General features: G+C 62.1%; 12 protein-coding genes. 1 reads left to right on the top strand and 11 read right to left on the bottom strand.

Translation table 11 applies throughout. From position 1 onward, the window contains the following. The first annotated feature begins 128 nt into the window (after positions 1 to 128). Positions 129 to 2543, top strand: coding sequence for a phosphoenolpyruvate synthase (ppsA, locus tag Q0753_RS06510; RefSeq protein ID WP_298718711.1), 2415 nt, complete (start codon positions 129 to 131; stop codon positions 2541 to 2543). Here ppsA and Q0753_RS06505 read toward each other — a convergent pair. The 11 genes from Q0753_RS06505 to Q0753_RS06455 form a co-directional block, all read right to left on the bottom strand. Next, positions 2524 to 3822, bottom strand: a complete 1299-nt coding sequence (locus tag Q0753_RS06505; protein ID WP_298718709.1) for a Ni/Fe hydrogenase subunit alpha — start codon at positions 3820 to 3822, stop codon at positions 2524 to 2526. The genes ppsA and Q0753_RS06505 overlap by 20 nt on opposite strands. After that, on the bottom strand, positions 3819 to 4619 hold the full coding sequence (locus tag Q0753_RS06500) for a sulfhydrogenase subunit delta (RefSeq protein WP_298718707.1): 801 nt from the start codon (positions 4617 to 4619) through the stop codon (positions 3819 to 3821). The genes Q0753_RS06505 and Q0753_RS06500 overlap by 4 nt, the downstream gene beginning before the upstream one ends. Further along, on the bottom strand, positions 4616 to 5434 hold the full coding sequence (locus Q0753_RS06495; RefSeq protein WP_298718705.1) for an FAD/NAD(P)-binding protein: 819 nt from the start codon (positions 5432 to 5434) through the stop codon (positions 4616 to 4618). Before Q0753_RS06495 ends, Q0753_RS06500 begins: the two co-directional genes overlap by 4 nt. After that, positions 5427 to 6554, bottom strand: coding sequence for a 4Fe-4S dicluster domain-containing protein (locus Q0753_RS06490; RefSeq protein ID WP_298718703.1), 1128 nt, complete (start codon positions 6552 to 6554; stop codon positions 5427 to 5429). The genes Q0753_RS06495 and Q0753_RS06490 overlap by 8 nt, the downstream gene beginning before the upstream one ends. Further along, positions 6547 to 7302 carry a hydrogenase nickel incorporation protein HypB gene (gene hypB, locus Q0753_RS06485; protein WP_298718701.1) on the bottom strand — a complete coding sequence of 252 codons (756 nt, stop codon included), beginning with the start codon at positions 7300 to 7302 and terminating at the stop codon, positions 6547 to 6549. The genes Q0753_RS06490 and hypB overlap by 8 nt, the downstream gene beginning before the upstream one ends. After that, positions 7299 to 7625 (bottom strand): hydrogenase maturation nickel metallochaperone HypA, encoded by a 327-nt coding sequence (locus Q0753_RS06480; RefSeq protein ID WP_298718700.1) that lies wholly within the window; start codon positions 7623 to 7625, stop codon positions 7299 to 7301. The genes hypB and Q0753_RS06480 overlap by 4 nt, the downstream gene beginning before the upstream one ends. A 2-nt stretch (positions 7626 to 7627) precedes the next feature. Beyond that, complete coding sequence (hypE, locus tag Q0753_RS06475) at positions 7628 to 8662, bottom strand: hydrogenase expression/formation protein HypE (protein ID WP_298718698.1); 1035 nt, start codon at positions 8660 to 8662, stop codon at positions 7628 to 7630. Next, entirely contained in the window at positions 8659 to 9777 is a 1119-nt protein-coding gene (hypD, locus tag Q0753_RS06470) for a hydrogenase formation protein HypD (protein WP_298718697.1), read from the bottom strand. Before hypD ends, hypE begins: the two co-directional genes overlap by 4 nt. Continuing rightward, positions 9774 to 10043 carry a HypC/HybG/HupF family hydrogenase formation chaperone gene (locus Q0753_RS06465; RefSeq protein WP_298718695.1) on the bottom strand — a complete coding sequence of 90 codons (270 nt, stop codon included), beginning with the start codon at positions 10041 to 10043 and terminating at the stop codon, positions 9774 to 9776. Before Q0753_RS06465 ends, hypD begins: the two co-directional genes overlap by 4 nt. 149 nt (positions 10044 to 10192) lie before the next feature. Further along, positions 10193 to 12496 (bottom strand): carbamoyltransferase HypF, encoded by a 2304-nt coding sequence (gene hypF / locus Q0753_RS06460; protein ID WP_298718693.1) that lies wholly within the window; start codon positions 12494 to 12496, stop codon positions 10193 to 10195. Positions 12497 to 12528: 32 nt separating this feature from the next. After that, entirely contained in the window at positions 12529 to 13047 is a 519-nt protein-coding gene (locus Q0753_RS06455) for a hydrogenase maturation protease (protein WP_298718691.1), read from the bottom strand. Between the last annotated feature and the right edge of the window lie 18 nt (positions 13048 to 13065).

Genomic DNA, 13065 nt, shown 5'->3' with positions numbered 1-13065 from the left:
TGTTTGAAGGTAACAACGCCACGGTCAGCCCCTCAAAACATGCAAAGAATGACTCGAAGGAGGTCACTGGCCAAGGCTCTTCAATGAAGTCTAGTCTTAATCAAGACATTCATATTCGGAACAGGCTCATGAACAGTCCACAATATATTCGCTGGTTCAGCGACATCGACATGACCGATCTGCCGCTGGTCGGCGGCAAGAATGCTTCTCTTGGCGAACTGTACCGCCTGCTTGCCAACTCCGAGACTACCCTGCCCGACGGCTTTGCCCTGACCGCGTCCGCCTACCGGGCCTTTCTCGACGCCAACCAGCTGAACGAGCGCATCTTTCCGCTGCTGGACAAACTGGATAAAACCGACCTGGCCAGTCTTCATCAAAGCGCCGACCGAGTACGTCAGCTGATCCTGACCGCCACCCTGCCCGCCGAGGTAGAACAGCAGGTCACCGCCGCCTACCAGAAGCTGTGCGATCAGTACGGCGAAGACACCGATGTGGCCGTACGCAGCTCCGCCACCGCCGAAGATCTGCCCGGCGCTTCCTTTGCCGGCCAGCAGGACACCTTTCTCAACATCAGGGGCAGTGCCAGTCTGCTGCACAGCTGCAAACAGGTGTTCGCTTCCCTCTTTACCGACCGGGCAATCAGCTATCGGGTCGATCAGGGCTTTGACCACCGAAAAGTGGCCTTGTCCATCGGTGTGCAGCGCATGGTACGTTCCGATCTGGCGGCCTCGGGCGTCATGTTCACCCTGGATACCGAGTCCGGTTTTCGCGATCTGGTGCTGCTTAATGCCGCCTATGGACTGGGAGAAAGCGTGGTGCAGGGCACGGTATCGCCAGACGAGTTTCTGGTATTCAAACCCCTGCTGGATGGAACGCACAGACCCATAGTGAAACGACAGCTGGGCGAAAAAGCCAGCAAGATGATCTACATGAGCAAAGACGAACACAGCGTCGCCACCCGGGATGTTCCGGTACCGGAGCAGGATCGATACCGCTTTTGTATCGACGATGACGAGGTGCTGGCGCTGGCCACCTCGGCCTGCGCCATCGAACGCCATTATTCAACACGGGCCGGCCACCCTATGCCCATGGACATTGAATGGGCCAAAGACGGCAACACCGGCCGGCTGTTCATTCTGCAGGCCCGGCCGGAGACGGTTCATTCCCGGGCCGATACCAGTGTGGTGCACCACTACCGGCTTAAAGAGAAAGCCGTCCCACTGGTGACCGGCAAGAGCGTGGGCAAGAAAATTGCCTCGGGGCGGGCCAGAATCATTCTGCATGCGGCCGACATGGCGTCGCTGCAGCAGGGCGAAGTGCTGGTTACCGACATTACCGACCCCGACTGGGAGCCGGTAATGAAAAAAGCCGCCGCCATCGTGACCAATCGCGGCGGCCGGGTGTGTCATGCCGCCATTGTGGCGCGAGAGCTGGGCATACCGGCGGTGGTGGTGACCGGTAACGGGCTTGAGAAAATCAGCGACGGCGCCGAACTGACCGTGTCCTGCGCCGAAGGGGACGCCGGCTACGTCTACCCCGGCCTGTTGCCCTTCGAGGTAACGGAGCATCGCATCGATCTCGGTCACCGGCCCAAGACCCACATCATGATGAACGTGGCCGACCCGCAAAAAGCCTTCGAGTTCGCGCAACTGCCCAACGAAGGGGTGGGCCTGGCCCGGCTTGAATTCATCATCAACAACCTGATTGGCATCCACCCTCAAGCCGTGCTCAAGCTGGAGCAGCAGTCCGAGACGATTCGCAGCCAAATCAACCGTATCACGGCGGGCTACCCCGGCGCGGTCGACTTTTATGTGGATCGTATGGCCGAAGGTGTCGGCGCCATCTGTGCCGCCTTCTATCCCAAACCGGTGATCATCCGCTTCAGCGACTTCAAGACCAACGAATACCGCAGCCTGCTCGGCGGCGAAGAATATGAACCCGAAGAAGAGAACCCCATGCTCGGCTTTCGCGGCGCCACCCGCTATCTGGACGACAGCTTTGCTCCCTGCTTCGCCCTAGAGTGCGCCGCCGTCAAGCAGGTGCGCGAGCGCATGGGGCTCACCAACCTGGCGGTGATGGTGCCTTTTGTTCGCACTCCCGACGATCTGGATACGGTCAAGAGTCTGATCGCCAGCCACGGTCTGGTGCTGGGTGAACACCAGCTCAAGCTCTACACCATGTGTGAAATTCCCGCCAACGTCATTCTGGCGGAGCAATTTCTGGCACGTTGTGACGGTTTTTCCATCGGCTCCAACGACCTGACCCAGTTGACGCTGGGGGTCGATCGAGATTCCGCCCTGCTCAGTCGCTACGACGAGCGCAACGAGGCGGTTAAACGCATGATCAAACTGGCCATCGACGCCTGCCTGGCATCAAACAAATACGTGGGGATCTGCGGTCAGGCCCCGTCCGATTTTCCCGAAATCACCCAGTGGCTGGTAGAACAGGGCATCAGTTCCATTTCGCTCAACCCCGACAGCGTGATTGAAATGACCGAACTGGTACTGAAGCTGGAACAGAAGGCTAACGGCGCTGCATCCTGAACTGCAGGAAGTGGGTGGAGCAGGAAATACAGGGGTCGTAATTGCGGATCAGCCGCTCGCAAAACAACTTGAGTTCCCGGTCGCTGCGGCCCAGTCCAAAGCGTGGCACCGAGGTTTTCAGATCCTGCTCGATGCGCGCCTGATTCTGACTGGTGGGCGGTATTATGGTGCACGACAGCACCCTGCCCTGCTCGTCCAGCCGGTAATGGTGATAGATAAGACCCCGCGGCGCCTCGGTACAAAAGCAGCACTCACCGGCCCTCGGCGTTACCGGCAGGCAGGCCTCTCCACTCGGGCAGCCCATGGCCAGCAGCCGACGTGCCTCGAACAAGGCCCAGTATATCTCCAGCGCCCGGGCCTGAATGCTGGTGAACATGTTGCGACTGGGAAAGTCGAGCCCGCATTCCCGGGCCAAGGTTTTGACCTCGTCGGGCAGCTGCGAAAAACTGTTATTCATACGGGCCAGCGGGCCCACCAGATAATCCTTGCCGTCGAGCAGTGAATACAGGGCGGTGGAATGGGGTTCCTGGTGCTCGGCAAAATGACCGGCATATTCGTCATGACTCAGGCTCAACCCCTTGCTACTGGTAATAAGGCCGCCGTTGATGGCATAGCTGTCCGGCTCGGTCAGGCTGACCCAGATAAAGTCATGCGAATAGTCGGGCAGCGCCAGCCCGGCCGTCCAGCGAACCAGCTCCCCGGCGGCGGGCAATGCTTGTTCCACCCGCTGGCGCACCGAATCCCAGCGTTCGGCATCGGGCAGGCGACCAAAGCCGCCCACCTGTAATCCCACCGGATGCACCGAACGACCGCCCAGCAGGGCCATCAACGCATTGCCGGCTTCCTGCAGTTGCATGCCCCGTCGCAATACCTCCGGATGCTGTTTGGCCATGGCCAGGGCATGATCGAAACCAAGAAAGTCCGGTGCGGCCAAAAAATGAATATGCAGCGCATGGCTCTGCACCCACTCCCCCAGGTTCATCAGTTTTCTAAGCCGTACCAGCGGCGCGGGCAGATTGATGCCGAACAGGCGCTCCATGGCCTGAATGGAAGTAAGCTGGTAAGCCATGGGGCAGATACCGCAGATACGGGCGTTGAGATCCGGCACCTCCCGATAGTCACGCCCTTCCAGAAACTTCTCGAACAACCGTGGCGGCTCGAAAATGGCCAGATGCAACCGTTCGATGCAATCGCCCCGGGCGCTCAGCTCCAGGGTGCCCTCGCCTTCCAGCCGGGTAATGAAAGGGACTTTCAGCGAAATGCGCCGTTTGCCGGTCATTCCACCTCCTTGATATCGATATGCTGCCAGCGCCGGCTTTGCTCGCGAAATGGCGTGCTGTGGCTGTGAATGGCGGCGAAGCGCCGGGCAATCTCGTCGGGCACCAGCCCCAGACCGGCAAAGCGGTTGGCCAGGCTGTCGCAGTTGGGTTGCTCCGACGGGCCAAAACAGCCGTAGCAGGCCCGGCCGAAGGCAGGACACAGGGCCCCACAGCCGGTGCGCACTACCGGGCCCAGGCAGGGGGCGCCCCGGGTCACCATGACGCACACCTGCTGCCGACGCTTGCACTCCATGCACAGTTTTTCAGCCTCCGGCCGGGGCATGGCTCCCAACCGCAACTGGCGCAAAAAATGCCGCATCTGCTCGACGGTAATGGGGCAACCCCAGAGTTCGAAGTCCACCTTGATGTGCTCGGCCACGCCGGTCGAGGTATTCAGGGTGGCGATGAAATCGGGATGAGCATACACCGCCGCCTTCCAAGTCGAGCCATCGGCCATGTTGCGCAAGGCCTGAATCCCGCCGCTGGTGGCACAGGCGCCGATACTGACCACCAGCTTGCTGTTTTGCCGCAGCGCCCGGGCCCGCTCGAGATCTGCGGGGGTGGAAACGCTGCCTTCCACAAAGGCCACATCGACCGGCAGCTCAGGTCCCTCGATACCGGCCTCGATAAAATGCAGAAATTCCACCTCTTCCAGCAGGTCCAGCAGCGCCGGCCCCTGATTGAGAAAGGCCAGCTGACAGCCGGAGCAGGAGGTCAGCTTGTGCACCGCCAGGGTCAGTTTGCGCTTGGCCGTCATAGCCCCTCCCGCCCCAACCAGGACTTGATCACCGGATAGTGAAAAACCGGGCCGTCCTTGCAAACGAAATACGGGCCCAGCTGGCAATGGCCGCACAGTCCCTGACCGCACTGAAAATTGCGCTCCAGGCTCATATAGACGGCGTCGTCATTCACCTGCTGCTGCGCCAGCTGCTTGAGCGCCGCCAGCATCATGATCTCGGGACCGCACATCAAGACCGCGCAATGGTCTGGATCAAACTCGGCCAGCTCAAGCAATTCGGTGACCAGTCCCAGGCGCCAGCGGTGCCGATGTCGGTGCTCTTCACTGGCGGCCAGCAACACCTGACACTTGCCCAGCGTTTGCCAACGCTGGTATTGATCCTGCCAGAGTAGATCCGCATGGTGTTTAACCCCCTGCAGTATCACGATGCGACCATATTGATCCCGGTTGGCAACCGCATGATGAATCGCCGCCACCACAGGTGCACAACCCAGCCCGGCGGTGATGAACACCAGATCTCGCCCCTGCAGTTGCGCCAGCGGCCAACCCCGACCAAAAGGGCCGCGCAGCCCCAGCTGCTGGCCAACCTCCAGCTCCACCAAGGGGCGAGTAACCCGACCGACGGCGCGAATGGTGTGCTGTAACAGCCCCTGATCCCAGCCCATGATGGAGATGGCCACCTCGCCGGCGCCAAACAGATAAAGCATGTTGAACTGGCCAAAATCAAAATTGAACGGCCCCCGGGTGTCCAGGGCCAGGCTTAGGGTGTAAACCCCCGGCAACTCCATTTGCTTCGCCGCCAGGGTGGCGGTCATGGGCAGAAAATCAGCCATGCTCGTCCTCCTGCGATTTGTCTGCCAGTGGTTTGTCTGCCAGCAGGGCCTGGGCTTCTTCCACCAGATCGATGGCCACCGGACACCAGGCAATGCAGCGGCCGCATCCCACGCAGCCGCTGCGGCCGAATTGCTGCTGCCAGGTGGCCAGCTTGTGCACCAGCCACTGCCGATAGCGGTGGCGGATGTCGGCACGCACCACCTTGCCGGTAATGTAGCTGTGCTGCTCGCTGAAGCAGGAATCCCACCGCTGTACCTGCTCGGCCTGCCGCCCTCGAATATCGCCCTCGGCTTCCTGTTTCGAACAAAAGCAGGTGGGACACACCGAGGTACAGTTGCCGCAGGCCAGGCAACGCTCGGCCACCTGCTGCCAGCGCGGATGATCGAGCCGGTCTACCAGTTGCACCAGCTCGGCCTCGCTCGGCATAACCCGCTGCTGCCGGCGGGCGCCCGCAAGCCAAGCTTTGGCCTCGGACACCTGCGTGCCGCTGGCGTTTTTCAGCGGTAGCTGCGCTGCTATGACCGCGCCCCGTTCACTGCCACTCTGCAGCAGATAGCCTTCATCCAGTTCGTCGAGCAGCAGATCGAAGCCGGACCTCGCCTCGGGGCCGTCGCCGGTCGACACGCAAAAACAGGTACTGGCACTGCGGCCACAATTAACCGCCACAATCAGCAGTTGTTGGCGCTGGGCCTGATAGAAGGGGTCGGCATGAGGCCCTTCCAGAAAATGCCGATCCTGAATGGCCAGCGCCGCCAAATCACACCCGCGCAGGCCGATAAAAGCAAGCCGTCTGGGCTTTGGCTTCACGGCACGAAAGTGCAGACCCTGATCGGTATTGTCGGCCCGCCACAGCACTTGCTCGGGTTGAAACAGCCAGGGTTTGAGTCCCTGGGGACCGGTATTCCAGGCAAAGGCGCGCCGACCGGCGGTATGCTGCAGGCGATAACTGCCGGCGTCGGCCTGCTCCTGCCAGCCCCAGGGCAGCTGGTCGACACTGTGCAAGGGAGCAAACAGAATGGCATCGTCTTTTACCCGGGGGCCTATCACCTCAAAACCGGCCTGCACCAGCGCCTGATGCAGCCGCTGCAGATGCCGATGCGCCAACAAGCGCCTAGTCATGGTGGGCTCGGGTCAGCAGCCAGTCACGCCAGGACTCCAGCCCCTCACCGGTACTGGCCGACAGTTCCAGTATTTCGACCCGGGGATTCAGCCGTCGTAACGATGCTTTGGTCTTTTTCAAATCGACATTGAGATAAGGCTGCAGATCGATTTTATTGATCACCACCAGCTCGCAGCCGGCAAACAGATGCGGGTATTTTTCCGGTTTGTCTTCGCCATCGGTCACCGCCATCATGGCCACCCGGTGCTGCTCACCCAGATCGAACAACGCCGGGCACACCAGATTACCCACGTTCTCGACCAGCACCAGAGATCCGGGCCGCGGTGCCAGGCTGGCCAGACCCGCCTGTATCATCTGGGCATCCAGGTGGCAGCCGGTGCCGGTGTTGATCTGCACGGCCCGACCGCCGCAAGCCTGAATTCGGCGGGCATCATTCTGGGTTTGCTGATCGCCTTCCAGTACCGCCATCGGTGGCCAGCCGGTGCCGCTCTGAGTATGGGCATAAGCAAAGGTGGCTTCCAGCAGCTGGGTTTTGCCGGCGCCCGGCGTGCCCATCAGGTTGATGCAGGTGATCTGGTTGGCCGTCAGCCACTGCCGGTTGTGCAACGCCAGTTCATCGTTACCGGCCAGTAACGCCTGCTGCAGGTGCAAGCTGTCACCGTCCTGATGCAGATGACTATGCGCCTCGACTCCCGGCTCCGACAGCCGGGCTTTCTCGCTGGAACACCCACAATGTCCACACATCATTCAAATCCTATTTCCGTCAACAGCAGTTGCCGTCCAGAGGTCAGAATATAATCATAGCTGCCACAGGAGCAGGCGTCCCCCGGGCCACTCGGGGCAAAGTGCCGGCCGCAATCGCGGCACTCTGCCTGTGCCGGCACCGCGTCGATGTCCAGTATCACACCACTCAGCCCGGCCTCTTCCTTCACCATGTCGAAACAGAACTGCAGCCGCTCGCCATCGACACAGCTCATGCCACCCACCTCGATACGGATGCGAGTCAACTTTCTGTGTGCATAGGGTTCAAGCTGAGTCAGCAGGGCCCGGACCACCGACAGCTCATGCATATTCAGCAGATCCGCGGTAATTGCAGGCCATGAGGCACCTCCAGCAGCCGCTCGCCGCCGTAAGGGGTCAGCAGACTCAAGCGCCCAGGTGACGACGGAGCTAACACCTCGCCGATGATGCGGGCATGCCGGCCCAGGGGATGAGCACGCCACAATGCCAGCGCCTGCTCGGCCTGCTCGGGGCAAATCACCATGGCGGCCATCCCCTCGTTGGCGAGAAACAGCGGCTCCAGCCCCAGCAGTTCGCACAGGGCCTGTGTCTGGGGGCGGATCGGCAGCTCGCGCTCAATCAGCCGGATAGCAACTTCCGACGCTCCGGCCATTTCGCTCAGCACGCCACCCAGGCCACCCCGGGTCGCATCACGCAGGCAGCGCACCCCCGAACAGTGCGCCAGCACCGGCTGAATCAGCTCATGCAGGGCGGCACAATCGCTGGCCAGCTCCCCCACCAGTCCCAGATCTTCCCGGGCCAGCATCACCGCCGCACCATGGTCGCCCACATGGCCGTTCACCAACACCTGGTCGCCAGGCCGGGCCGAGCCGATGGAAAGACTCAGCCCCGCCGGTATCACCCCCACGCCGGTGGTGTTGATAAACAGCTTGTCGGCCATGCCCCGCTCCACCACCTTGGTATCGCCGGTTACTATGTTCACTCCGGCCTCACGGGCCGCTTCGGCCATGGAGCCGACCAATCGCTCAAGCAGCGCCAGCGGCAGCCCTTCTTCGATGATGAAGGCGGCGGTCAGATACAGAGGAGTGGCGCCGCCCACGGCGAGATCGTTGAGGGTGCCGCACACTGCCAGCTTGCCGATGTCGCCACCGGGAAACTCAAGCGGGCTGACCACAAAGCTGTCGGTAGTCAGCGCCAGCCGATCGCCCCGGGCGAGCAGATCGGCCAGCGGCAGCCGGGCCTGATCTTCCTTTTGCAGCAGCGGGGCATCACCGAAGGCGGTAAGAAAAATCTCGTCAATCAGGGCATGCATGGCCCCGCCGCCGGCACCGTGGGCCAGGGTAATGGCTTGCTCTTTGCGGCTCACCTCAGCTCCTCGGGTCGGTATTGATAATAGGCGGCGCAGGCCCCTTCACTGGATACCATGAGGGCGCCGACCGGATTTTGCGGGGTACAGTGGCGACGAAACAAGGGGCATTGATGCGGTTTGATTCGACCAGTAAGCACGGCATTGCAATACGCGGGCTCGGTCGCGGTTTTTATTTGCGGTATTGATATCAGAAGCTCGGCCGCATCCAGATGCCGATATGGTTCCCGCACCCGTACGCCCGAGCCCGTCACCAGACCGAGCCCTCGCCAGTGGCTGTCGATGCCCTGCTCGAAGGCCTCGGCAATCACCTTGAGTGCACTCGGGTTACCGTCGGGAGCCACCACCCGGGCGTAGGCGTTTTCGATGGCACAGCGCCCCTCGGCCAGTTGCAGCACCAATTGATACAACGCCTGCAAAAAGTCCACCGGCTCGAAACCGGCGATTACCAGCGGCTTGTGGTACTGGCTGGCGATGGGTTCATAAACCCGGCTGCCGATCACCATGCTGACGTGTCCCGGCCCCACAAAACCGTCGAGCCGAATATCATCGGCTTCCAGCAGCGCGGTCAGGGTCGGCATCAGCCGAATGTGATGGCAGAGAAAGCGCAGGTTGGTGAGTCCCGCCCGCTCGGCGGCCAGCAGGGAATAGGCGGTACCGGGCATGGTGGTGTCGAAACCGATGGCGAAAAACACCACCAGCTTGTTAGGGTTGGCTCGGGCCAGCGCCAGGGCATCGAAGGGAGAATAAAGTACCTTTACCTCGGCCCCCTCGGCTTTGGCCTGCAGCAGGCTGCCTCGCGTACCGGGTACCCGCAGCGGATCACCGAAGCTCGCCAGAATCACATCTTCTCGCCGCGCCAGACTGACGGCCTGATCAACCGCCTCTACCGGCAGCACGCAAACGGGGCAGCCGGGGCCGTGGATAAATTCGATGGAGGAAGGCAGCAACTGGTTCAGCCCGAAGCGAAAAATGGCATGGGTATGGCCGCCGCACACCTCCATGATCTGCAAGGGCCGCCCGAGGCGCGCCGCCACCGGATCGGCCGCAGCGGTAATGGCCTTCAGCAGGATTTTGACCCGGCCGGCATCACGAAAGTCATGGGTCAGGCTCATGGCTCGCCTCCTTCTTCCATTTGCGCCAACGAGTCTATTTGTGCCAGCAGGGCCAGGGAACGGCTGGCTTCGGCCTGGTCGATCACCGCCATGGCAAAGCCCACATGCAGCAACACCCATTCCCCCACCAGCGCCGAGGGGTCGCCACCATCGGCCACCAGCAGGCCGATATTGATCTGGCGGCGCACCCCGGCGGTATCCGCCAAGGCCAACCCGGCTTCGGCATCCACAATGGCGACGATTCTGGCCGGTATCCCCAAACACATAAGCCGTGCTCCCTGGTCGCTAACTGCCAATGTTCGCCGTATAAATGGCATCGGTAGGGTCCAATTTATTGGACCGCGAGAATGACGGATAACGCTATTGGTCGAATAAATTCGACCCTACGTGACCGGCGACTTATCGGTCATCCGCCTTACTGCCATTGAGCCAGTGCAATGGCCGCCTGACCCAGGGCGATACCGCCGTCGTTGCCGGGAACCCGACTCTGGGTCAGCACGGTCAGACCCATGGCGTCCAGCTCTCCTACCAACGGCTCCAGGATCAGCCGGTTTTGCATCACGCCGCCGCTCAGGGCCACGCTGGTAAAGGTCACGCCCTTCTGCCGACGCAACCGCCGCACCATGTGGCACAGCCCCCTCACTAAACTTAGGTGAAAATTGGCAGCCAGCACCGCTTTATCCTGCCCCGCCAGCAGGGCCTCGACCATCGCCGGCCACAGCGGCGCCGCATCCAGCTGCCAGAGTTCCCCCTCGCGGCTCAGCCCAAGCTCATAACAGGCGTTTGCCCGAGCCCCCAGGGCCAGCGCTTCCAGCTTCATGGCCGCCTCGCCTTCAAAGCCGAGTTCTGGCGGCGCCACACCCAGCAGCGCCGCGGCGGCATCGAACAAGCGCCCCGCCGATGAGGTCAGCGGGAAACGGTCGGCCATGTTCAACAATACGTCGGCCTCGGCGTGCATCAGCCAGGCCAGGCCCGGCTGAGTGGCAACCAGTGCAGACCGACACGACAGCTGTCTGGCCTGCGCCAGCTGGGCCAGCAGGTTGCGCCATGGCTGGCGGTTGGCCTTGTCATTTCCCAGCAACGGGAAGGGCCGCAACCGCGCCAGCCGCCGGTAGCGACGGTAATCGGCCAGCAGAAATTCCCCGCCCCAGACGCCGCCATCACAGCCAAGTCCCAATCCGTCCAGCACTATGCCCAATACCGGTTCATCGGGCGGCTGCCCGTTCTCCACCAGGCAAGACACCAGGTGGGCATGATGATGTTGTACCCGAACCAGCGGCAGCCCGCGCATTTGCGCCAGCCGGGCCCCCAGACGACTGGATGCATAGTCGGGATGCAGATCGACGGCGACAGCCTGGGGGGCCAGGCCAAGCAGGGTTGGTAGGCGGTCGCACTCCTGCAGCAGGGCATCGACGCAGGCCGGGCTGCTCAGATCGCCGATATGGGCCGACAAGATGGCTTTTCCGTCACCGGCAAGACAGATGCTGCTTTTCAGATCTGCCCCCAACGCCAGTACCGAGCCATTCCATCCGTCCGGCAACGGGATAGGGCTGGGCGCATAACCCCGGGCCCGGCGGATCAGCCGGGGCCGGTCGGCCAGCCAGACCTGTACCGAGTCGTCGCAACGGTGCAGTATGGGTCGGTTGTGCAGCAGAAAGGCGTCGGCCACATTGGCCAGCGCCAAGGTGGCTTGCCGGTTGTCGGTACAGATGGGTTCGCCGCCGGCATTGCCCGAGGTCATCACCAGGGGGCCACCGACCTCGTGAAGTAACAGCCAGTGCAGTGGCGAACAGGCAAGCATGACGCCGATGCAGGCCATGCCGGGCGCCAAGGCCTCGGGCACCATCCCCTGCAGCGACTGCTTGAGCCGAGCCTTGGGCAACAGCAGGATGGGCGCCGCCGGACTGGCCAGCAACTTCCGCTCGGCCTCGTTCAACGCGAAACAGGCCTCCACTGCGGGCAGGTCCCGCAACATAACGGCAAAGGGCTTGGCGGGCCTGTGCTTGCGTTGGCGCAGTCGCGCGATGGCCACTGCCGAACCCGCATCGCAAGCCAGCTGAAAGCCGCCGATTCCCTTGAGCGCCAGCACCCGGCCCTGCTTCAGCCAGAGGCGACATTGGGCCAGCAAAGCCGCCGTCGCTCCCTCCTGTACTTGACCTGCGGCGCCTTGCAGCCAGATACGCGGGCCGCATTCGGCACAGGCAACGGGCTCGGCATGAAAGCGACGGTTCGCCGGATCTTCATACTCATGGCGACAGGTGGCGCACAGCGGAAAACCGGCCATGCTGGTACTGGCCCTGTCATAAGGCAGGCTCTTGATAATGCTGTAGCGCGGGCCACAGTCGGTGCAGTTGATAAAGGGATAGCCGTAGCGCCGATCATCCGGGTCAGTCAGCTCGGCCAGACACCGAGGGCACATCGCCAGATCCGGCGGAAATCCGGCTCCCTGGCCCACGGCCTGGCTGTTCACAACATTAAAGCCCGCGGGAGCGGCAGCAAAGCTGAACGGCTGAACCATCAGGCTCTCTATGCGGGCATGAGTCGGACAGTCCGCTCGCAGCCGACGGCAAAAATGCGCCACGGCATCGGCCTCGGCGGCCAGCCGAATCTCGACGCCGGTGCCAACATTGCAAACCTCGCCCGATAAACCGAGCTCGGTCGCCAACCGATAGACCAGGGGCCGAAAGCCGACCCCCTGCACACAGCCGGTTATTCGCAACAGGCTTCCTGTTGCCGTGTGGGACGCGCCGCTCATCGGCAGCCTGAGCCCGAAGGCATCAGATCCTCGGTCACATAACCATGCAAACGCCGGCACAAGGTTGGCAAGGCCCGCGCCACCCCGTCACTCAGTGTCGGGCTACAGGACGTAAAATGGCCCCCGCCAATCGCAAACAGATCGATAATGGGCACCGGCGACACCAGCAGCGGTACCAGCGCCAGCAAGCCCTTGATGCCACCGCCATGAGCCAGATCGTCGCTTCCCGCCAGCGAGTCTGCCGTCACATTGCACTGCTGGCGTATCTCGCCCTCGTGACCCGGACTCAGAAAAGCATCCACCAGTATGATGCGCTGGCACTGCTTGAACAGCGGCAGCAGGCTTACGCCCCCGGTGCCTGCGTCTACCAGCTCTACACCGGCGGGCCAGCAAAGCGACTTGCACAAGGCAAAAGCGTGCATACCGGCCCCGTCATCTGCCTGCAGCAGATTACCGACAAACAGGATTCGTACTCGCGCATCAGGCGACCTTCGCTGGCGATCGTGCCCGCTCACACCGGGCACGTCAGACGC

The sequence above is a fragment of the uncultured Oceanisphaera sp. genome, assembly GCF_947495715.1.
GTDB classification, from domain to species: Bacteria; Pseudomonadota; Gammaproteobacteria; order Enterobacterales; family Aeromonadaceae; genus Oceanimonas; species Oceanimonas sediminis.
The sequence above is the reverse complement of the archived record's forward strand: the minus strand, read 5'-3'. Positions and strand labels throughout refer to the sequence as shown.

Excerpts from the sequence above, each read along its gene's own strand:
- Q0753_RS06465 (WP_298718695.1), bottom strand. The coding sequence starts at position 10,043 with ATGTGTTTGGGGATACCGGCCAGAATCGTCGCCATTGTGGATGCCGAA.
- Q0753_RS06505 (WP_298718709.1), bottom strand. The coding sequence starts at position 3,822 with ATGACCGGCAAACGGCGCATTTCGCTGAAAGTCCCTTTCATTACCCGG.
- Q0753_RS06500 (WP_298718707.1), bottom strand. The coding sequence starts at position 4,619 with ATGACGGCCAAGCGCAAACTGACCCTGGCGGTGCACAAGCTGACCTCC.
- Q0753_RS06495 (WP_298718705.1), bottom strand. The coding sequence starts at position 5,434 with ATGGCTGATTTTCTGCCCATGACCGCCACCCTGGCGGCGAAGCAAATG.
- Q0753_RS06490 (WP_298718703.1), bottom strand. The coding sequence starts at position 6,554 with ATGACTAGGCGCTTGTTGGCGCATCGGCATCTGCAGCGGCTGCATCAG.
- Q0753_RS06480 (WP_298718700.1), bottom strand. The coding sequence starts at position 7,625 with ATGCATGAGCTGTCGGTGGTCCGGGCCCTGCTGACTCAGCTTGAACCC.
- ppsA (WP_298718711.1), top strand. The coding sequence starts at position 129 with ATGAACAGTCCACAATATATTCGCTGGTTCAGCGACATCGACATGACC.
- hypB (WP_298718701.1), bottom strand. The coding sequence starts at position 7,302 with ATGATGTGTGGACATTGTGGGTGTTCCAGCGAGAAAGCCCGGCTGTCG.
- hypD (WP_298718697.1), bottom strand. The coding sequence starts at position 9,777 with ATGAGCCTGACCCATGACTTTCGTGATGCCGGCCGGGTCAAAATCCTG.